Here is a 20,952-nt window from a genome sequence, read left to right as displayed (position 1 = left end):
TAGCAGCTTAAGTTATGAATCAAGATTATATTAAGGCGGACGAGTGGTCCATCGTTGAAGAAGGTTTTGAAAAGGATCGAGTTAAATCTTCTGAAAGTTTGTTCAGTATCGGAAATGGGGCCATGGGTCAACGTGCCAATTTTGAAGAACATTATTCAGGGGCCACTTTTCAGGGCAGTTATATTGCTGGGGTCTATTATCCAGATAAAACACGTGTGGGATGGTGGAAAAATGGATATCCCGAGTATTTTGCAAAAGTACTGAATGCACCCAACTGGATTGGAATTGACGTGGTTGTCAATGGCGAACAATTGGATTTGAATTCTTGCAAGTCTGTCTCCAACTTTAGACGCGAACTCAATATGCAAGAAGGATGGTATCAACGTAGTTTTGAGGTAGAATTGCAGAATGGTGTTGCGTTAGCCATAAGATCCACGCGATTTTTAAGTTTGGATTTGGATGAACTTGGAGCCATTCGTTATGAGATACAAGTCTTGAACCAAGAAACCCAAGTTTCGGTTCAGCCCTATTTGGATAGTGGAATCACCAATGAGGATAGCAACTGGGATGACAAATTTTGGAATACAACAGCTATTTCGTCCAATAAAAATCGAGCGTACATTGAATCACATACCATGAAAACCAACTTTGGGGTATGTACTTATATGCAGAGCAAAGTTTATTTGGAAGGAAAAGAACTTAGCGAGGAACCTTCCTGTACTACGGACGAGCTATCCGTTAAAAACACATATACACAAACGGTTGCAAAGGGACAAAAGTTGACTGTTGTGAAGTTTGCTGGATATACCGTGGACCGTAACCACAAAACCGATGCGTTAAAAAGTGCAGCCGATGAAGTATTGGATAAAGCCTCAGAACTAGGATTTGAAGCCTTGATGGGTCAGCAGAAGGCCAGTTGGGGGAAAATCTGGGAAATGAGTGACATCACCATTGAAGGTGACGCCAAAGCACAACAAGGAATCCGATTCAATATTTTCCAGTTGAACCAGACTTACTTAGGGAAAGATTCAAGGTTGAATATTGGTCCAAAAGGATTTACAGGGGAAAAATATGGCGGAAGTACCTACTGGGACACCGAAGCCTATTGCCTTCCTTTTTATATGGCCACTAAAAATCAAGAAGTGGCTTGGAGTTTATTGGAATACCGCTACCACCATTTGGACAAGGCCATCGAAAATGCCGAAAAACTAGGTTTTGCAAATGGAGCTGCCTTGTATCCTATGGTAACTATGAATGGCGAGGAATGTCATAATGAATGGGAAATCACTTTTGAGGAGATCCATCGCAATGGTGCCATAGCATTTGCCATTTACAACTACCATAGATTCACTGGTGATTACAGTTATGTTCCTAAAATGGGATTGGAAGTTTTGATAGGAATCGCAAGATTTTGGCATCTGCGGGTAAATTTCTCCGAGGATAAACAGAAATACGTATTGTTGGGAGTTACCGGCCCCAACGAATATGAGAACAACGTTAACAACAATTGGTATACGAACTATTTGGCCAAGTGGTGTATTGATTACACATTGGAGCAGTTGGAGAAAGTCAAAACGGAATATGCCAGTGACTTTGATCGTATTTACACCAAAACGAAATTGTCTTCAGAAGAAACAGCAGATTGGAAAAAAGTTGCAGACAACATGTTCTTCCCATACTCGGAAAAGTATGAAGTTTACTTGCAACAAGATGGTTTCCTAGATAAGGAGCTGGTAAAGGTTCAAGATTTGGATAAGTCGGAAAGACCTGTTAACCAAAAGTGGAGTTGGGATAGGATCTTACGCTCACCTTACATTAAACAAGCTGATGTTTTGCAAGGGTTTTACTTTTTTGAAGATCATTTCACGAATAAGGATTTGGAAAGACATTTCAATTTTTATGAACCCTTTACCGTACATGAATCCTCGCTTTCACCATGTGTCCATAGCATTCAGGCTGCCAAATTAGGTAGAATGGAACAGGCTTACACCTTTTATTTAAGAACTTCCCGACTAGACCTGGATGATTATAATAAAGAAGTAGAGGAAGGGCTGCATATAACCTCAATGGCAGGAACATGGATGAGTATTGTGGAAGGATTTGGGGGTATGCGTATTGCCGAAGACCTGTTACAATTCACACCACAAATTCCGAACCAGTGGGATGCATACTCCTTTAAAATCAATTTTAGAGATCAGATTCTAACCGTGACCGTAAATAAGCAAGGTTCAACCTATCAGCTTTCCGGCGACCAAACCATTTCAATAAAAGTCAATAATGATTTAGTGAAACTTCAACCGGGACAATCTGTGGCAGTATGATGCGACTTTTCATTTTTACCCTGATTCTAATATGCCATACCACGTTGATTGGTCAGATAGAACGAATAGAACCGCTCAACTGGTGGGTAGGAATGAAAAACTCAGAATTACAGCTCATGCTTTACGGACAAGGTTTGGGAGCTTACTCGGTGACCTTGGATGATCAAGGAAATGGTGTTGAGTTAAAGAAGACGAATCCGGCGAAGAGCAAGAATTATCTGTTTTTGGATTTGCAGTTCGCAACGGACGCAAAGGCTGGAACCCTTTCTTTCACATTAAGTCATCCCAAATCCGGCGATTCCATTGTAATGGAATACGAATTGAAAGATCGAGACCCAAAGATGTTAACTATACAAGGTTTTGATAGTTCAGATGTAGTTTATTTAATTACCCCGGACCGATTTGCCAACGCAGACCCTGAGAACGATAGTGTTGAAGGTATGTTGGAGATGGATTTGGATAGATCCCATGATTACAAGCGGCATGGAGGTGATATTGGTGGGATTACCCAACATATAGATTATCTGGCCGATATGGGATTCACTGCAATTTGGTCAAGCCCAGTCTTGGAAAACAACATGCCCGAACAGTCCTATCATGGTTACGCTATGACAGATTTTTACAAGGTTGACCCTAGATTTGGAACTTTGGAGGACTATAAAGAGCTGTCCAATAAATCGTCGACTAATGGCATCAAGTTGATTATGGACCAAGTGGCCAATCATTGTGGTAGTGAACATTGGTGGATGCAGGATTTACCATTTGAAGATTGGGTCAATTACCAATCGGAATTTGAAAACGGGGAAAGACTTACCGTAACGAATCATAGACGTACTACAAATCAAGATCCATATGCTTCGGCATACGACAAACAATTGATGGAAAAAGGGTGGTTTGTATCCGCTATGCCGGATTTGAATCAGAACAATCCGTATTTGGCCAATTACTTAATTCAAAATAGCATTTGGTGGATAGAGACTTTGGCCCTAGGCGGCATCCGACAGGATACCTACCCTTATCCGAACAAGGAATTTATGGCCAAATGGGCAAATACAATTATGACCGAGTATCCTAACTTCAATATTGTAGGCGAAGAATGGAGCTATAACCCGCTGTTGGTTGGGTATTGGCAATCTGGTTCGTCCAATAAAGATGGGTATGAGTCACATTTAAAATCCACAATGGATTTCCCCCTTCAGAAGGCATTGGTAGAGGCTTTGACAGAAGAAGAAAGTTGGGATAAAGGTTTGATCAAGTTATATGAGGGGCTTGCAAATGATTTTCATTACACAGATCCAAATTCAATACTGTTATTTGGTGATAACCACGATATGGATAGGATCTATACACAGTTGGGCGAAGACGTGAACTTGACCAAAATGGCATTAGCATTTATTCTAACATCACCTAGAATTCCACAGGTATACTACGGTACCGAAATCTTAATGCAAAATTCAGCTAAACCAGGTGATCACGGCCTGATTAGAACGGATTTTCCTGGCGGATGGAATGGAGATACACAAAATGCCTTTACGGGAAAAGGTTTAACGGAAAATCAAGTTAAAATGCAGGAATTTTTGCGGACAATGCTTCAGTTTCGCAAAGGCTCAAATGCGATTCATAGAGGAACTACCAAACATTTTGCGCCAGCTAACGGGGTATATACGCTGTTTCGAACAATAGGTGATGAAATGGTAATCCTTATACTCAATAAGAATGAATCGCCGGTAACAATTTCATTGGATAGGTTTAAGGAAATGGAAATTGAAGGGAAACGATTTTTCGATGTTCTGGAAAACTATTCTTTGGAGTTAAATGGTGAATTGGATTTAGATTCTAGAGGCATATTGGTTTTATCTAAAATTGCTTCAAAATGAAAAAAAAGTCAATTACTCTGCTATTCTTCATAATCTGTTTACTTGCAAGTTGTGAACAGAAGAAGCCTATTAAAAAAGAAAAAGAAATGTCAATAGAAAAAAAGGCGGTCGTCTACCAAGTATTTACAAGATTGTTCGGAAACACTAATACGACCAACAAGCCTTGGGGCACAATTGAAGAAAATGGTGTTGGTAAGTTTGCCGATTTCACAGAAAAAGCACTTACCGAAATAAAGGATTTGGGTGTTACACATATCTGGTATACAGGTGTTCCGCATCATGCCGTAATCAATGATTATACTTCCCATGGCATTTCCAATGATGACCCAGATGTGGTAAAAGGTAGGGCGGGGTCGCCTTATGCGGTCAAGGATTATTACAATGTTAATCCGGATTTGGCCATAGATCCATCCAATAGGTTGGAAGAGTTCAAAGCATTGATAAACAGATCTCATGACGCCGGTCTGGAAGTTATTATCGATATCGTTCCAAATCATGTTGCACGAAATTACCAAGGTTTAACCAACCCAGAAGGTGTAAAGGATTTTGGGGAAAATGACGATACATCAGTGGCATATGCCCGTGATAATAACTTCTATTACATTCCCGGAGAAGATTTTAAAACCCCAAATTGGGAAAATAACTATTTGCCATTAGGAGGGGAGCCACAGGATATGGCAGATGGAAAATTTGAGGAAAAACCTGCGAAATGGACGGGAAATGGTTCTCGATTGGCGCAACCACATTTCAATGATTGGTATGAAACGGTTAAAGTAAATTACGGTGTTCGCCCGGATGGGAGCAAGGATTTTGATGAACTTCCTTCAGGGATTGAGCAAGAAGATTATAAAGCACACTATAGTTTCTGGAAAGGAAAGAATGTTCCTGATTCGTGGGTAAAGTTCAAGGATATTACGGCTTATTGGCTGGATTTGGGGGTTGATGGATTTAGATATGATATGGCTGAAATGGTTCCGGTTGAATTCTGGAGTTACTTGAATTCCAATATCAAAATAAAGAATCCAGATGCATTTTTATTGGCAGAGGTATATAATCCAAATCTGTATCGTGATTACATCCATAAAGGCAAGATGGATTACCTCTATGACAAGGTAGAGCTTTATGATAGTATCAAGCACATCATGAAGGGTTATGGATGGACAGATCATATTCCGGTAGTTCAAAAAGGAATGGCGGACATTGAACATCATATGCTTCATTTCTTGGAAAATCATGACGAACAACGAATAGCAAGTCCCGACTTTGCTGGCTCTGCCGAACTAGGTAAACCTGCAATGGTGGTTTCCGCAACATTGAGTACTTCACCTACCATGATATATTTTGGACAGGAAGTTGGCGAACCTGGAGCGGAAGATGCTGGTTTTGGAAAACCTACACGTACATCTATTTTCGATTACATCGGTGTGCCACATCATCAAAGATGGTCTAACGATAAAAACTTTGATGGTGGTCAGCTTTCCGAAGCGGAAAAAGAGCATAGGGATTTTTACAAGCGACTTCTTAATTTTACAATTGGCAGTGATGCATTGATGGGTGAATACCAAGAAATTCATTTTTACAACAAAGAAAATACGGAAGGTTATGACCATAGAGTATTGTCTTATGCGCGATGGTCAACTAACGAAAAGCTGGTGGTGGTATCAAACTTTGATGCCCAAAAATCGTATGCTTTTGATTTGAAGTTACCGGAGGATTTACTTCAAAAATGGGAGATTACAGATGGTACCTATAAGGTTAAGGATGAACTTTATGGGGAACTTGGTTCCACGCTTCAAATAATCAATGGTACGGGTAGTGTTGCGCTGCAGTTAGCACCCCTTCAATCCTATATTTTAAGTATCAAAAAATAAAAGGCGGATCATATAATGATCCGCCAAAGTTTGGTGGTTGGTTAATTACCGTTATTCCTTCGCTGCTGTTTTTTGATATACAAGTGCAATTACAGCACCTACTATTCCGTAATAAATAATATCCATTATTCCAGAAACAAGATGACCTGTGAGGTCCATGAAATTAGCAGTTGCGTACCATATCAAACCGACAGCTATACCTAGTAATGCGCCTATCCAAGCGCCAAACTGAAATCCTTGACCTAACGAATGATGTCCTCTGGCCCATTTGCTATAAAGCGTACTTACAATAAAGGCGCCGAGTAGATTTCCTAAAGCGATCATGCCCATGTCAGGAGGGTCTTTCATTACGTTGATAATTGAATGTTGATCGAAATAATCAGCCATGGCATACCCCCATATGAGATATCCCAAAAAGAACATTACAACGGCACCTGCAAGGGTAGCCAGTAAATTAGATTTTGAAAACATGTTGGTTAATTTATTGATTATTAGTCTTATAAAAATATCAAAATAAAATTAACGGTATCGTAATTAATTGAATAAAATATTGTGAATGTGTCAATTTCAGTCTAAAAAAGGATGTGTCAAAGGGTATTGCAATTAGACTGGTGAATATCATTTTCAAATTGTATTTTTAATGCCAAATAAACAATGGAATGAAGAAAAAACTACTTGGCTTATTTCTGGTAATTTTAATGTTAAATGGGTGTGGGATGATGGAATCAAAACCTTTGGTCATTGGACATAGAGGTGCAATGGGTCATGAAACTGAAAATACTTTGGCCTCAGTGCAGAAAGCCCTTGATCTTGGAGTGGATATGATAGAGATTGATGTGTTCAAGATTGAAAGCGGGGAAATAGTGGTATTCCATGATGAAAGAGTTGAACGTTTGTCCAACGGAGGGGGTAAATTGGAAGATTATAATATTGTGGATCTGAACCAATTGATTTTAGATGGCAACCACAGGATTCCAATGCTTCAGGATGTGCTCAAGTTAATTGATAATCAAGTAGCCTTGAATATTGAATTAAAGGGCGCCAATACGTCTGATCGCGTAAATTTTATTACCAATTATTATATCAAGGAAAGAGGCTGGTTACGCGAGAACATCCTTATATCAAGTTTCAACTGGGATGAGTTGAGAGCTTATCGTGAATTGAACCCAGAGGCTCAAATTGCAGTTTTGACTGAAGATGATCCTTTGGCTGCTATGGAGGTGGCAAAAGAACTAAATGCCATTGCAATACATCCAAATTACCAGATGCTAACTGCCGAAAACACTGCAAAAATGCAAGATGCTGGTTATAAAGTCTACACTTGGACTGTAAATGAGGCAGAGGATATCCAAAAAATGAAATCTTTCGGTGTTGATGGAATCATCACCAACTATCCGGAGCGGGCACATTAATGTTCGACGTAATCATTGTTGGTGGGGGTGCAGCAGGGTTTTATACGGCAATTCATATTGCTGAAAAATCACCTGCGCTAAAAATAGCCATATTCGAAAAAGGGAAAACCGTACTCTCCAAAGTGCGTGTTTCAGGTGGAGGTCGATGCAATGTAACGCATGCTGAATTTATTCCGCAGAATCTGGTATTGAATTACCCGAGAGGTCAAAAAGAACTGTTAGGTCCTTTTCATACACATGCTCCAGGAGATGTAATGGCGTTTTTCGAGGACCGGGGAGTATCATTGAAAATTGAGGAGGACGGTCGTGTTTTTCCAGTGAGTGATAATTCCCAATCCATTATAGATTGCTTGTTAGGCGAAGCAAACCGGCTAGATGTTCGGGTTCTAAAAAATAGCGCAGTCAAGCAAATTTCAAAATTGGAAAATGATTCATGGCAGATTACTACCATGAATAAGCATTATTCTACCAAGCATCTTGTTATTACCACAGGTAGCAGCCCAAAAGTTTGGAATTTTATGGCAGGGTTAGGGCATCAAATAGTCAGCCCGGTTCCGTCACTTTTTACGTTTAATATTAAAGATGAACGGTTAAAGGGAATACAGGGCGTTAGTAAGAATGTTTCTGTTGAAATACCAGCAAAAAAGATTTTTAGTTCGAAAGTTTCAGTCACTTTGAAAAGTGCCGTAATTGATGAACCTGTGTTACAATCCGAAGGTCCACTTTTGGTTACACACTGGGGTCTAAGCGGTCCGGCCATTCTAAAACTATCCGCTTGGGGCGCCAACATCCTTAACGAATACCAGTATAATTTTAGGATTACCGTTAATTGGATGCCCGACTATACTACTGGTGCCATGGAAAACTTTCTTTGGGAAATAAAAGCTTCGGAACCCAAAAAGACCGTGTTGCGCACCAAAGCCATGAACATTGCCAAACGTTTATGGATTAAACTGGTCTATGCCGCCGGTATAGAAAACGAAACACGTTGGGCGGATTTGACAAAAATCCAACTTCAAAATTTGGCCATGCAGTTAACGGCAAGTTCCTTTAAAGTGGAAGGTAAAAGCACCTTCAAGGAAGAATTTGTGACCGCTGGGGGGATTGATCTCAAAGAAATAAACTTCAAAACATTCGAAAGCAAGATTCACCAAAATCTATTCTTTGCAGGTGAAGTCATCAATGTTGACGCTATTACAGGTGGTTTCAATTTTCAAAATGCTTGGACTGGAGGCTATATGGTAGCACAAGCAATTTCAAAAAGGGTAAAATAAGCTTAGTGTTGAAGTAAAAAATCTACGCCAGCAGCTAGTGCGGCTCCAAGAACTGGTCCTATCACAGGAATCCAGCTGTAACCCCAACCGTTGGAACCCTTATCTTTTATCGGAACCAAAGCGTGAATGATCCTCGGGCCCAGATCCCTGGCAGGATTGATGGCGTAACCCGTGGTACCTCCCAAAGAAAGACCGATTCCCCAAACGATCAATGCCACTGGTAATGCCCCGAGGGATCCCAATCCAATTATGGTATTGTCGTCTGTATTTACAGCATCGGTGAAATAGAGTACGGCAAAGACCAATACAAAAGTGCCCATGATTTCAGTTAGCATATTCTGGAAAGTATTTGGTATGGCAGGTGCATTGCAGAACACCCCTCTTTTAGTATTGCCATCCGCTGTGGCGTCAAAATGATCCTTGTTCATTAACCAAACTATAAATGCACCAAGCATTGCGCCAATAAATTGGGCAATAACATAACTCGGTACATCATAAATTGAAAACTCTCCGGCCAGTGCCAATCCAATTGTGACTGCTGGATTCAAATGGGCACCACTATGCGGGCCAGCAACCACTACTCCCGTGAAAACGGCAAATGCCCAGCCTGTGGTTATTACAATCCATCCGGATCCGCTACCGTAGGTTTTGTTAAGTGATACATTGGCATTAACGCCACACCCCAATAAAATCAATAAAAAAGTTCCAATGATTTCAGAAATAAACGGAGTCATTTTATACGTGTTGGTTAAAAGTTAGGTTTGATTATCAATGTTGTTTTGCCCAGTGTTCCAAGGCTTCAACCGCTCTATGCCATCCTTTGATGCCATTTTCGATAGGTTTACGTTCCTGGGTTGGATTGAAATGAACGTCGGTTTGCCAAATATCATGAATTTCTTCTGCATTTTTCCAATATTCCACAGCTAAACCTGCTAAATATGCTGCGCCCATCACCGTGGTTTCAACAACTTTGGGTCGCACGGTTTCGGTTCCTAATACATCTGCTTGAAATTGCATTAACAGGTTGTTGACTGTTGCCCCTCCGTCTACCCTTAATTCATTGATGGAAATCCCTGAATCCGCTTCCATGGCTCTCAAAATATCCATGGTTTGGTAGGCTATGGATTCTAAAGCGGCCCGAGCAATATGTGCATCGGTGCTACCTCTGGTAAGTCCGAAAATAGTCCCTTGGGCATGTTGGTTCCAATACGGAGCACCAAGTCCAGCAAATGCGGGTACAAGATAAACACCTTCTGTACTTTTGACGGATGAGGCCAGTGCTTCGACCTCAGCAGATGTTTTTATGATTTTTAAGCTGTCTCTTAACCATTGAACCACTGCTCCGGCAATGAATACACTACCTTCAAAGGCATAGGTGGATTTTCCGTTGATTTTCCAGGCTATGGTGGTTAACAGATTGTTCTTGGAGACAATAGGTTGATCTCCAATGTTCATCAACATAAAACAACCGGTGCCATAGGTATTTTTGACCATGCCTTTTTGCGTGCACATTTGACCAAAAAGAGCAGCCTGTTGATCTCCTGCAATGCCTGCTATTGGAATTTTTGAGGCGAAGAAATTAGGACTTGTATAGCCGTAAACCTCACTTGATTGTTTGACCTCAGGAAGCATGCTTGCAGGAATTCCCATTAAGTCCAAAAGTTCTTGGTCCCATTCAAGATTGTTGATGTTAAACAACAATGTTCGGGAGGCATTGGTCACGTCAGTTATGTGCAATTGACCTTCGGTCATCTTCCAAATGAGCCAAGTATCTATGGTCCCCATTAATAGATTTCCAGCTTCAGCCTCAGTTCTGGCCCCAGCAACATTGTCCAAAATCCATTTCACCTTGGTTCCTGAAAAATAAGAATCGATAACCAAACCAGTTTTTTCCCGAATCATAGCAGATTTACCCTGGTCCTTTAGTTCATCACAATAATCAGCCGTACGCTTATCTTGCCATACAATTGCATTGTAAACCGGTTCGCCCGTGATCTTATTCCAAACGACTACGGTTTCCCGCTGGTTGGTAATTCCGATTGCAGCTATTTGTTCTGCCTTGAGGCCTTTTTGAGTAACTGCCTCTGCTGCCATTCCTGCCTGGGTAGCCCATATTTCTTTTGGATCATGTTCCACCCAACCTGGTTGTGGGAATATTTGAGTGAATTCTTTTTGAGCCACCGCCACTATAGTACCTTTTTTATCTACTACAACAGCTCTTGAGCTTGTGGTTCCCTGATCAAGGGCAAGTATATACTGGTCCATTTGATTTTTTAATATCCCTGAATTTAATAAAATTAATCTGCGTAGATTCACAATCCATATTAAGAAAAATGAAAACATATATCGTCCTACTTCGAGGAATCAATGTGAGCGGTCAGAAGAAAATCAAAATGGCAGAGTTGAGGAACAGTTTGAAGCAAAGGGGCCTTGAGCAATTGGAGACCTATATCCAAAGTGGAAATATAGTTTGCAAGACTAAGGAAATAGATAGCAAGGCAATTGAGAAATTGGTTCACGAAGCTATTTTGAAGGACTTTGGATTTGATGTTCCCACATTGGTTCTATTGAAAGAGGAATTGGAAGGGATTTTAAAGCACAGTCCCTATCTATCAGAAGAAGAAAAGAGTCAATACTTCGTGTTTCTAAAACAGACACCTAATGCGGAGCGGATAGAGGATTTCAATAAATTGAGCTTTGATCATGAGGATTTTCATATTACTACGGACTGTGTTTATCTCTGTTGTAAAGCGGGATATGGGAAAGCAAAACTGAGTAATAACCTTGTTGAACGAAAGTTACAAGTAAGTGCCACAGCGCGAAATCTTAAAACGGTAAGGAAACTATTGGAACTCTGTGAGGCTTAATTCAACTCCCAAATCTTGTAGTTCAGCAAGGTTGCAAAACAGACCCAAAGCAAATAAGGAATTAGCAAATAGGAGGCAGCTTTGCTCACCACTCGAAACCATTTTATAGTGAGCATAATGAGCGTTAATAGCACCAGAATAACCAAAAAAGCCCAAAACGGATTCTTAAGTCCAAAGAAAACAATACTCCACAGTGCATTGAAAAGCAATTGGAATCCGAAATGATAAAGGGCGGTCTTCACCCAAATATGATGGAAGCCTTTGGACCAAACGATTCCTGCAGCAATGCCCATCATGATGTATAAAGTCGTCCAAACGGGTGCGAATACCCAATTAGGGGGATTAAAGCTTGGTTTTATTAGTCCTACATACCAATCATTTACTGAACTTTGGGTGGCAAAACTAGAGAGAAACCCTATCAACAAACAGATGAGTACAGCAATGGTGATATAGGTCAACCTTTTCTTCATGGCAATTGTGTTCACGTCTAAAATAAGAATTTATTTAATCCCAATCCCAACTACGCCTTGTCCTGCCTTATCTTTGCCCAAAATCTATTAAATGACCGAAAAGGAGTTTTTGCCATCATACAATAACAACTTGCCCGAGTCGGGTACGGTAACTTGGAAAGCACCCAGTAATATAGCGTTGGTAAAATATTGGGGTAAGAAGGAAAATCAAATTCCAGCAAATCCATCCATAAGTTTTACCTTGGATGCCTGTGCAACTACTACTGCTTTAACCTATCAAAAAAAGGAAAATTCCGATGGTTTTGCTTTTGAATTACATTTGGACGGGAAACCAAAACCTGATTTTAAACCAAAGATTGAGCACTTTTTTACACGCGTCGAGGATTACCTTCCGTTTCTAAAGCAATATCACTTTACCATAAATACATCCAACTCATTTCCCCATAGTAGTGGGATAGCTTCATCTGCTAGTGGAATGGCTGCTCTTGCCCTTTGCTTGATGGAAATAGAGCGGCAAATCTCTGTTAAGATGGATGATGATTTTTTTAAAAGGAAGGTGTCATTTTTGGCACGTTTGGGCTCTGGGAGTGCATGCAGAAGTATTGAAGGAGATTTGATTCAATGGGGGAGTCATAATAATATTCAGAACAGTTCTGATCTATATGGAGTGCCTTATCCCTATCAAGTACATTCAAATTTCAAAAATTTCCATGATACCATTTTATTGGTGCACAAGGGTCAAAAACAGGTGAGTAGTACTGTAGGCCACAATCTAATGCATGGTCATCCCTATGCACAAACCAGATTTACCCAAGCACATGAAAATCTGGATAAACTACAATCCATTTTGGCAAAAGGTGATCTGGAAGGATTTATTGCAATTGTGGAAAGTGAGGCATTAACACTTCATGCCATGATGATGACCAGTTTGCCCTATTTTATCTTAATGAAACCGGATACCTTGGAAATCATCCACAAGATTTGGGATTTTAGAAAGGAAACCAAATTACCTATTTGTTTTACCCTTGATGCAGGGGCCAATGTTCATGTATTGTATCCTGAACACATTAAAGACCAGGCGATCACATTTATTCAAGAAAGATTAGTCATGCATTGCGAACAAGGGCATTATATCTGTGATAGGGCAGGAAATGGAGCGAAAAAAATAGTATCATCAACCGTATAATTGATTATTGTTTTCCACGTTTTGAAAGCAAGATTGTACATTATAGCTGTCAAAATGGTTGTTAATCAGTTGGGTTAGGCAAGGATTAAAGAAAAAACACTAATTTTACCTTCGATTTCAAGAAATGAAAGGACCTCTATTTTATTCCAAGATTCTTCTTTTTGGTGAGTACGGAATCATCAAAGATTCCAAGGGACTTTCCATTCCCTATAATTTTTTTAAAGGTGCGTTGAAAACGGATGATCAACCATCCGAGACAGCAAAGAATTCCAACAATGCCCTCAAAAGGTATGTGGAATATCTTAGAACTTTAGAAAATGAATCCAATGGACTTGTTTCGTTTGATTTGAAATCATTGGAAAAGGATGTGGACAATGGAATGTATTTTGACAGTTCCATCCCGCAAGGATATGGTATTGGAAGTAGTGGCGCTTTAGTAGCAGCTGTTTATGATAAATATGCCACAAACAAGATAACGGTCCTTGAAAACCTTACTCGTGAGAAATTATTGAAGCTCAAGGAAATTTTTGGAAAGATGGAGTCATTTTTCCATGGTAAGTCTTCTGGTTTGGATCCTTTGAACAGTTATCTGAGTATACCTATCCTGATAAATTCCAAGGACAATATTGAATCTACAAGCATTCCTTCTCAAAACAAGGAGGGAAAGGGCGCGGTTTTCTTATTGGATAGTGGAATGACGGGAGAAACTGCCCCAATGGTGCAGATTTTCTTAGAAAAAATGAAGCAGGAAGGGTTTAGGAATATGCTGAAAAATCAATTCATAAAGCACACGGATGCTTGTGTCGACGATTTTTTAAGTGGTAATGTCAAATCCCTATTTGGAAACCTCAAAGAGTTGTCGCATGTGGTTTTGGATCATTTTAAACCGATGATCCCTGCTAAATTCCACAAATTGTGGCAACAAGGTATTGAAAGCAACGACTACTATCTAAAACTTTGTGGTTCCGGTGGTGGAGGCTATATTTTAGGATTCACCCAAGACTTGGATAAGGCCAAAAAAGCGCTTAAAGACTACAATTTGGAAGTGGTTTACAACTTCTAGTCATCATCATGCTTAGTAGAAAAAATAAACTCCTGCTTTTTAAGCTAATGAGTTTATTTTCGGTGGTTCGTGGGTATAATATATTGGTCATAACCTTGGCGCAATACCTTGCGTCAATTTTTATTCTTTCTTCACAATCTAGCCTACGGGAAGTAGTATTAGACCTCAATCTCTTTTTGATTGTTACAGCTTCTGCCTTGGTAATTGCCAGTGGTTATATCATCAATAACTTTTATGATGCCGAAAAGGACTTGATCAACAAACCACGAAAGAGCATGTTGGATAGATTGGTAAGCCAAAGATTTAAACTTACCACATATTTTATCCTTAACTTTTTGGCTGTGTTGGCCGCTAGCTACATTTCGTTTAGGGCAGTGCTGTTTTTTTCAAGTTATATTTTTGGAATCTGGTTCTATTCACATAAACTTAAAAGAATTCCCTTTGTTGGCAATTTGATCTCCGCGTCCTTGGCCATAGCACCTTTTTTTGTGGTTTTTGTTTATTATGGAAATTTTGAGCAGGTCATTTTTGTTCATGCCTTGTTTCTTTTTCTTCTGATTTTGGCACGGGAAATGATCAAGGATTTGGAAAATATGGCAGGGGATATGGCACAAAACTATAAAACCATTCCTATACTTTATGGGCAGCGGTTTTCTAAAACGATTATTGCTTTGCTCATTGCTATGACCCTAATACCATCCTTACTGCTTATCAATTATTTTGATGTAGGATATATGTACTTGTACTTTATTGCCTGTATAATCCTGCTAGGCATTTTTATCATTTTATTATGGAAAGCAGCAGGTAAAAAACACTATGTTTGGTTACATAATATTCTCAAGTTTATTATTGTGGGAGGCGTAGTCAGTATTTTATTGATAGATGTTGATTTGGTCATAAATCGGTTTTTATAATGGAGAATTTACTTAAAGTGGGGATGGCCCAAATTGCCCCTGTCTGGTTGGATAAATTGGCAACAATCAAAAGAATTGAAACCAGTATACAACAGGCTGCCATGGAAAATGTTGAGTTGCTGGTGTTCGGTGAGGCGTTTTTACCGGGCTATCCATTTTGGCTGGCCCATACAGAGGGAGCAGCTTGGGATTTGAAAGTGAATAAGGAGTTGCATGCTCATTACGCTCGAAACTCAATCCAGATTGAGACTGGCGAGTTGAATTCCATTTGTGAATTGGCAAAAACAAATAAGATGGCCATCTATTTAGGTATGATGGAACGCGCCAAAGATCGTGGAGGTCATAGCCTGTATTGTTCTTTGGTCTATATTGATCAAACGGGAACCATAAAATCGGTACATCGCAAACTGCAACCTACCTATGATGAGCGTTTGACCTGGGCACCTGGAGATGGCAATGGATTACAAGTGCATTCCCTGAAGCAGTTTACGGTTGGCGGGCTTAATTGTTGGGAAAATTGGATGCCTTTACCTAGAACTGCGCTATACGGTCAAGGAGAAAATTTACACGTGGCAGTTTGGCCAGGAGGATTGCATAACACAAAAGATATTACCCGATTCATCGCTAGAGAATCCAGAAGTTTTGTGATTTCGGTTTCTTCTTTGATGCGTACTTCTGATTTTCCTGCTGAAACTCCACATCTTGATAAAATTTTGGAAAAAGCGCCCAAAATATTGGCAGATGGTGGAAGCTGCATAGCAGGGCCAAATGGTGAATGGGTTCTGGAACCAGTGGTAAATCAAGAAGGGATCATATATCAAACCTTGGATTTCAATCGGGTTTATGAGGAAAGACAGAATTTTGACCCAGTTGGACATTATTCGCGTCCGGATGTCACAAAACTTATTGTTAACCGTGAGCGACAATCCACGGTGGCGTTTGAAAAATAGAGAACTATAATGTCCAAAGCGACATAAAGCAGTACTTTTGCAAAAAATTAATGACTGATGGCGAAATCAGACAATCCGAGAAATAGGAGATCTTCACAACAATCTGGGCGAAACCCCAAAAAATCCTTCCGTAAACCGCAAGGGAATCAAACTCGAAAAACTGCAGCATCTAAAAAATCCAATCCGAATGAGATTCGATTGAATAGGTATATAGCCAATGCTGGTATTTGTTCTCGAAGAGAAGCGGACACCTATATTGCGGCAGGCAATGTTTCTGTTAATGGTAAAGTAATTACAGAGATGGGGTATAAGGTAAAACCATCAGACGAAGTGCGTTTTGATGGTCGCAAACTGAATCCGGAGAAAAAGGAATATATACTTCTGAACAAGCCTAAGAATTTTATTACTACAACTAATGACGAGAAAGGGAGACGTACGGTTATGGAATTGGTCTCCAGTGCCTCCAAAAATAGATTGCTTCCAGTAGGGCGATTGGACCGAAATACCACAGGTTTATTGTTGTTCACCAATGATGGGGATTTGACCAAAAAACTGACGCATCCTACACATGGTGTTCGTAAAATCTATCATGTACATCTGGATAAGAGTCTTGCTTTGACTGATTTAAGAAAAATTGAAGCAGGCCTGGATTTGGAAGATGGGAGTGTTCAGGTGGACGATGTAAGTTATATCCAAGGTGCTCCAAAACGAGAGGTTGGGGTGCAAATCCATAGCGGTAGAAACCGCATAGTTCGAAGGATTTTTGAGCATTTAGGGTACAATGTCACAAAACTGGATCGGGTGATTTTTGCTGGATTGACCAAGAAAGATTTACCCCGCGGCCATTGGCGGCATCTTACCGAACAGGAGGTGGTTAACCTAAAGATGATTAAATAAACATATCAATTTAAGGACACAGTAATTTACCGTCTCGAACCAGTTCATCGCACGGCTTTTCAAGGATAATAGTTTCAACTGTATTGGTGTCACAATCAAAGATGTAGTAACGGGGAATTACCAAAGTTGACGTTTCTGATTGCGAATCGTAGTAACAATCGTAAGGCGTTTTTGTTTTATCATTTTCAACCCAATCCCAGAAATAGAGTTTGTTAGCTAACTCAACAACATTTATGCAACAATTGAAGAAAGGATAGTACTTTTTACGCTCTTCTTGAACCATAGCATAATTGATTTGAGTTCCCGATTTGTCAAAAATGAGCATACCCCTATTGTTTTCCATTTCATCAAAGATTTGGACCAAAACAAATCTTTCCCCAACAGTAATGTCATGACCTTCTATTTGTTCAACACAAGAGTTGTTTGAAATGGCAATAGATGTAACTGTTCCAGAGGTAAATTGTTGAACACCGTCAACTGTTGTTATGGAATAGTTTAATTCTTGCTGAGCTGTCAAATACTTTAAACAGAACATACAACTTAAGAGACTAACAAATGATTTAAAGACCATAGAAGGAAGTTTTTGAATTGCTGTAAATTCCTTCTTTCTTTTCGTTTTTTAAGAAACGAATTGATGTATGTCAGATTTGAGTTGACGGATAGTCGCTTTTTTGGAAATCAGATTCTATTTTGAAATAACATTTTCCATCTTTTCTCGAATTCCATCCAAACATAAATTTCCTAAACTGCCTTCATGGGTATGGACAATGTTTCGTTTAGGTTTAAAAGTTCCATTCTCAATGGCTTTACCCATACTTTTATAAGCATCCCTAAATGGCATACCACTTTTAACCAGTTCGTTAAGTGTATCCACACTAAAAAGATAGTCGTACTTTGGGTCCTCTAAAATGGCCTGATTGATTTCAATTTCCTTGAGACTGAACGTCATCATTTCCAGACACGCTTTAATTTCTTGTATTGCAGGCACTATCACCTCTTTGACCAATTGCAGATCTCTGTGGTACCCACTAGGTAAATTATTTGTGATCAACGTCAATTGGTTAGGAACAGCCTGGATTTTATTGCACTTAGCCCGAATCAATTCGAACACATCTGGGTTTTTTTTATGTGGCATGATGCTACTACCTGTGGTCAACTCATTTGGGAAGGTGATAAAATCAAAATTTTGACTCATGTACAGGCAGATGTCCATTGCCAATTTAGAAAGGGTAGCTGCGACACTGGAAATTCCGAATGCGGTCGCTTTTTCCACTTTACCCCTGCCCATTTGAGCAGCGACCACATTGTATTTTAGTGTTTCAAATCCCATTTCCGTTGTCGTAAAGGAGCGATCTATTTGGAAAGAACTTCCATATCCTGCAGCACTGCCTAATGGGTTTTGATCGGCAATTTTAAAGGCAGCTTGTATAAATTGCAAGTCGTCTATCAAACTTTCTGCGTAGGCCGAAAACCAAAGTCCAAAAGAAGAAGGCATAGCAATCTGCAAATGGGTATAACCTGGTAATAAGACCGATTTATGTTGCGCTGCAAGATTGACAAGTAAATCAAAAAGTTCCTTTACCCCAGATTGGATTTCAGTTAATTCATTTTTTAGATACAATTGCATGGCCACCAAAACCTGGTCGTTTCTAGATCTCGCGGTATGGATTTTTTTACCTGTATCCCCTAGTTTCTCCGTAAGCATGAATTCGATTTTAGAATGCATGTCTTCAAATGATTCTTCTATGGTGAAATTTCCTTTCTCAATGTCCTTGGAAATACGTTTCAATTCTTTGACCAGGACTTTTACCTCCTCCTCAGAGATCAAACCTACCTTCCCTAGCATCTTTGCGTGTGCGGATGACGCAATTACATCATATTTGGCCAACAAAAGATCCAATTCCCTGTCATTTCCAACTGTGAAACGGTCTATTTTTTTGTCTGTACTAAAGCCTTTGTCCCATAGTTTCATACGAATTCTTTTTTTATGGTTTGGGTTTGATTATTGTAAAAAACCTGTTAGAAGTTTAATGTATAAGTCGATTCCATCCTTAATCTCATGGACATAAATAAATTCATCTGCGGAATGGGACCTCGTACTGTCTCCAGGACCCAATTTAACCGATTGACAGGTTAATGCAGCTTGATCTGACAGTGTGGGTGAACCATAAGTGCTGCGCCCCAATGCTAGACCGCTTTGAACCAGCTTATGATTCGCGTCAATCGCAGATGAATTCAATCGCAATGATCTTGGTGTCATTTTACAGGGTGCTTGTTGCTCTAAAAGCGTTGCAATCTCTTGGTTGGTGTAACAATCGTTCACGCGTACATCCACAACCATCTCCACTTGTGCAGGCACAACATTGTGTTGCTTTCCGGCATTGATTTGTGTTACTGTTAGTTTTACCTCACCCAATACCTCAGAAACCATATCGAAGGAACAGTCTTTGAACCAATTCAACACTTCAATGGTATTGTAAATGGAATTGTCCTTATTTGGATGGGCGGCGTGCGATGGTGTACCTGAAACCACTGCGTCAAAAACAATCAGTCCTTTCTCTGCAATGGCCAAATCTAACAAGGTGGGTTCCCCTACGATTGCCACATCGATATTTGGGAGGATGGGCAACAGCCCTCTGAGACTTTTATCCCCGGCGCTCTCTTCTTCTGCAGTTGCCGCTATTATGATATTATGGGATAGATTTTCCAACGTATAAAAATGAACAAATGTGGCCAACAAAGAAACCAAGCAACCACCGGCATCATTGCTTCCAAGCCCAAACAGTTTACCATTTTCAATATGAGGATGAAATGGATCCTTGGTGTAAGCAGCGTTGGGTTTTACGGTATCATGATGCGAATTCAGTAGTAACGTAGGCTTGCGTTCATCAAAATGTTGGTTGAAGGCATAAATATTGTTGAATTGTCGCTTCGTTTTCACTCCATAGGTGTGTAACCATTCCGCAATGGCATCTGCAGTTTTATCCTCCTCACTTGAAAACGAAGGAATTGCAATTAACTGCTGTAACAGTTCTATTGCACTTTGGGTTATTTTTTCTTGATCTACTTTCATAGCGTTAGTGTGGTGAAGTTTGTACTTCCTTCTTGGAGCATCGTTTGATCCCCAATACAGACCTGTTTGACATGATTTTGAAGCGCATGAAAGCAATTATGCATTTTTGGGAGCATACCATCTGCAATTATGCCTTCATTTAAGAGTGTTTGGTAATTTTTTGAATCAATATGTTGGATAACAGAATCCGCATTGGTAATATCTTGAAGCACACCTTTCTTTTCAAAGCAGTAGAATAGGGTAGTATCAAAATCATCGGACATACCTATGGCGATTTCAGCTGCAATGGTATCGGCATTGGTGTTAAACAACTGGCCTTTTCCATCGTGGGTCAAAGCACAAAATATGGGCGTAAAACCAGATTTCAATAGTTTGAGCACATTCTCAGAATTGACGCCTTCAACATCACCTACCCAACCAAAATCTACCTCTTTAACCGGTCTCTTATGTGCCTTTATGGCATCTCCGTCGGCACCGCTCATTCCAATAGCATTAACCCCAAACCCTTGTAGCTGTGCTACCATTTTTTTATTCACCAAACCTCCATATACCATGATCGCAACATCCAAACTATCAGAATCCGTGATACGACGGCCGTTGGTCATTTTGGTTTCTATTCCCAGTTTTTTATTCAGTTCCGTAGCTTTTTTACCTCCACCATGAACTAAAATCTTGTGCCCTTGGATTTGGGAAAATAATTGCAGAAGGTCCGTAAGTTGTGTTGGGTCGCCAATCACATTTCCTCCAATTTTTACTATGGATAATTTCTCTTTCATG

The 20,952-nt window shown here is 39.9% G+C and carries 19 protein-coding genes; 11 read left to right on the top strand and 8 right to left on the bottom strand.

The features are described 5' to 3' along the window. Positions 1 to 14 precede the first annotated feature (14 nt). The 3 genes from M3P19_RS07765 to M3P19_RS07755 are packed head-to-tail and all read left to right on the top strand — an operon-like array spanning position 15 to position 6,069. Positions 15 to 2,321: a glycoside hydrolase family 65 protein gene (locus tag M3P19_RS07765; protein ID WP_249657093.1), complete on the top strand. Its 2,307-nt coding sequence runs from the start codon at positions 15 to 17 to the stop codon at positions 2,319 to 2,321. Then, positions 2,318 to 4,198 (top strand): glycoside hydrolase family 13 protein, encoded by a 1,881-nt coding sequence (locus tag M3P19_RS07760; RefSeq protein WP_313791618.1) that lies wholly within the window; start codon positions 2,318 to 2,320, stop codon positions 4,196 to 4,198. Before M3P19_RS07765 ends, M3P19_RS07760 begins: the two co-directional genes overlap by 4 nt. Next, positions 4,195 to 6,069 carry an alpha-amylase family glycosyl hydrolase gene (locus M3P19_RS07755; RefSeq protein ID WP_417953612.1) on the top strand — a complete coding sequence of 625 codons (1,875 nt, stop codon included), beginning with the start codon at positions 4,195 to 4,197 and terminating at the stop codon, positions 6,067 to 6,069. The genes M3P19_RS07760 and M3P19_RS07755 overlap by 4 nt, the downstream gene beginning before the upstream one ends. A 51-nt stretch (positions 6,070 to 6,120) precedes the next feature. On the opposite strand, the gene M3P19_RS07750 is transcribed toward M3P19_RS07755, so the two are convergent. Then, positions 6,121 to 6,540 carry a hypothetical protein gene (locus tag M3P19_RS07750; protein WP_249657091.1) on the bottom strand — a complete coding sequence of 140 codons (420 nt, stop codon included), beginning with the start codon at positions 6,538 to 6,540 and terminating at the stop codon, positions 6,121 to 6,123. Between the two features lie 188 nt (positions 6,541 to 6,728). Between M3P19_RS07750 and M3P19_RS07745 the strand changes: the two genes are divergently transcribed. After that, entirely contained in the window at positions 6,729 to 7,481 is a 753-nt protein-coding gene (locus M3P19_RS07745) for a glycerophosphodiester phosphodiesterase (RefSeq protein WP_249657090.1), read from the top strand. After that, complete coding sequence (locus tag M3P19_RS07740) at positions 7,481 to 8,755, top strand: BaiN/RdsA family NAD(P)/FAD-dependent oxidoreductase (RefSeq protein WP_249657089.1); 1,275 nt, start codon at positions 7,481 to 7,483, stop codon at positions 8,753 to 8,755. Before M3P19_RS07745 ends, M3P19_RS07740 begins: the two co-directional genes overlap by 1 nt. A 2-nt stretch (positions 8,756 to 8,757) precedes the next feature. Here the strand turns inward: M3P19_RS07740 and M3P19_RS07735 are convergent, their stop codons facing one another. Further along, complete coding sequence (locus M3P19_RS07735) at positions 8,758 to 9,489, bottom strand: MIP/aquaporin family protein (protein ID WP_249657088.1); 732 nt, start codon at positions 9,487 to 9,489, stop codon at positions 8,758 to 8,760. A 34-nt stretch (positions 9,490 to 9,523) separates the two neighbouring features. After that, positions 9,524 to 11,020 (bottom strand): glycerol kinase GlpK, encoded by a 1,497-nt coding sequence (gene glpK, locus M3P19_RS07730; protein ID WP_249657086.1) that lies wholly within the window; start codon positions 11,018 to 11,020, stop codon positions 9,524 to 9,526. A gap of 68 nt (positions 11,021 to 11,088) precedes the next feature. On the opposite strand from glpK, the gene M3P19_RS07725 reads away from it, so the two are divergent. Continuing rightward, on the top strand, positions 11,089 to 11,622 hold the full coding sequence (locus tag M3P19_RS07725) for a DUF1697 domain-containing protein (RefSeq protein WP_249657084.1): 534 nt from the start codon (positions 11,089 to 11,091) through the stop codon (positions 11,620 to 11,622). On the opposite strand, the gene M3P19_RS07720 is transcribed toward M3P19_RS07725, so the two are convergent. Then, positions 11,619 to 12,092 (bottom strand): TspO/MBR family protein, encoded by a 474-nt coding sequence (locus tag M3P19_RS07720; RefSeq protein ID WP_249657083.1) that lies wholly within the window; start codon positions 12,090 to 12,092, stop codon positions 11,619 to 11,621. The two genes, M3P19_RS07725 and M3P19_RS07720, sit on opposite strands and share 4 nt — an antisense overlap. A gap of 91 nt (positions 12,093 to 12,183) precedes the next feature. On the opposite strand from M3P19_RS07720, the gene M3P19_RS07715 reads away from it, so the two are divergent. From M3P19_RS07715 to M3P19_RS07695, 5 genes are all read left to right on the top strand, one after another. Further along, complete coding sequence (locus tag M3P19_RS07715) at positions 12,184 to 13,278, top strand: diphosphomevalonate decarboxylase (protein WP_249657082.1); 1,095 nt, start codon at positions 12,184 to 12,186, stop codon at positions 13,276 to 13,278. Positions 13,279 to 13,402: 124 nt separating this feature from the next. Next, complete coding sequence (locus tag M3P19_RS07710; protein ID WP_249657081.1) at positions 13,403 to 14,341, top strand: mevalonate kinase family protein; 939 nt, start codon at positions 13,403 to 13,405, stop codon at positions 14,339 to 14,341. An 8-nt stretch (positions 14,342 to 14,349) separates the two neighbouring features. Then, entirely contained in the window at positions 14,350 to 15,255 is a 906-nt protein-coding gene (locus tag M3P19_RS07705) for a geranylgeranylglycerol-phosphate geranylgeranyltransferase (protein WP_249657080.1), read from the top strand. Continuing rightward, entirely contained in the window at positions 15,255 to 16,205 is a 951-nt protein-coding gene (locus M3P19_RS07700) for a carbon-nitrogen hydrolase family protein (RefSeq protein ID WP_249657079.1), read from the top strand. The genes M3P19_RS07705 and M3P19_RS07700 overlap by 1 nt, the downstream gene beginning before the upstream one ends. A 57-nt stretch (positions 16,206 to 16,262) precedes the next feature. Then, positions 16,263 to 17,102, top strand: coding sequence for a pseudouridine synthase (locus M3P19_RS07695; RefSeq protein ID WP_249657078.1), 840 nt, complete (start codon positions 16,263 to 16,265; stop codon positions 17,100 to 17,102). Positions 17,103 to 17,112: 10 nt separating this feature from the next. On the opposite strand, the gene M3P19_RS07690 is transcribed toward M3P19_RS07695, so the two are convergent. The 4 genes from M3P19_RS07690 to argB form a co-directional block, all read right to left on the bottom strand. Beyond that, complete coding sequence (locus tag M3P19_RS07690) at positions 17,113 to 17,673, bottom strand: hypothetical protein (RefSeq protein ID WP_249657077.1); 561 nt, start codon at positions 17,671 to 17,673, stop codon at positions 17,113 to 17,115. A gap of 114 nt (positions 17,674 to 17,787) precedes the next feature. Then, a complete protein-coding gene (gene argH, locus M3P19_RS07685; RefSeq protein ID WP_249657076.1) occupies positions 17,788 to 19,074 on the bottom strand; it encodes an argininosuccinate lyase in 1,287 nt (428 codons plus the stop codon). Between the two features lie 30 nt (positions 19,075 to 19,104). Next, positions 19,105 to 20,175 carry a M20 family metallo-hydrolase gene (locus tag M3P19_RS07680; RefSeq protein WP_249657074.1) on the bottom strand — a complete coding sequence of 357 codons (1,071 nt, stop codon included), beginning with the start codon at positions 20,173 to 20,175 and terminating at the stop codon, positions 19,105 to 19,107. Then, positions 20,172 to 20,951 carry an acetylglutamate kinase gene (gene argB / locus M3P19_RS07675; RefSeq protein WP_249657073.1) on the bottom strand — a complete coding sequence of 260 codons (780 nt, stop codon included), beginning with the start codon at positions 20,949 to 20,951 and terminating at the stop codon, positions 20,172 to 20,174. Before argB ends, M3P19_RS07680 begins: the two co-directional genes overlap by 4 nt. Position 20,952 lies beyond the last annotated feature (1 nt).

This window comes from Flagellimonas spongiicola, assembly GCF_023502425.1.
Lineage (GTDB): Bacteria > Bacteroidota > Bacteroidia > Flavobacteriales > Flavobacteriaceae > Flagellimonas > Flagellimonas spongiicola.
The sequence above is the reverse complement of the archived record's forward strand: the minus strand, read 5'-3'. Positions and strand labels throughout refer to the sequence as shown.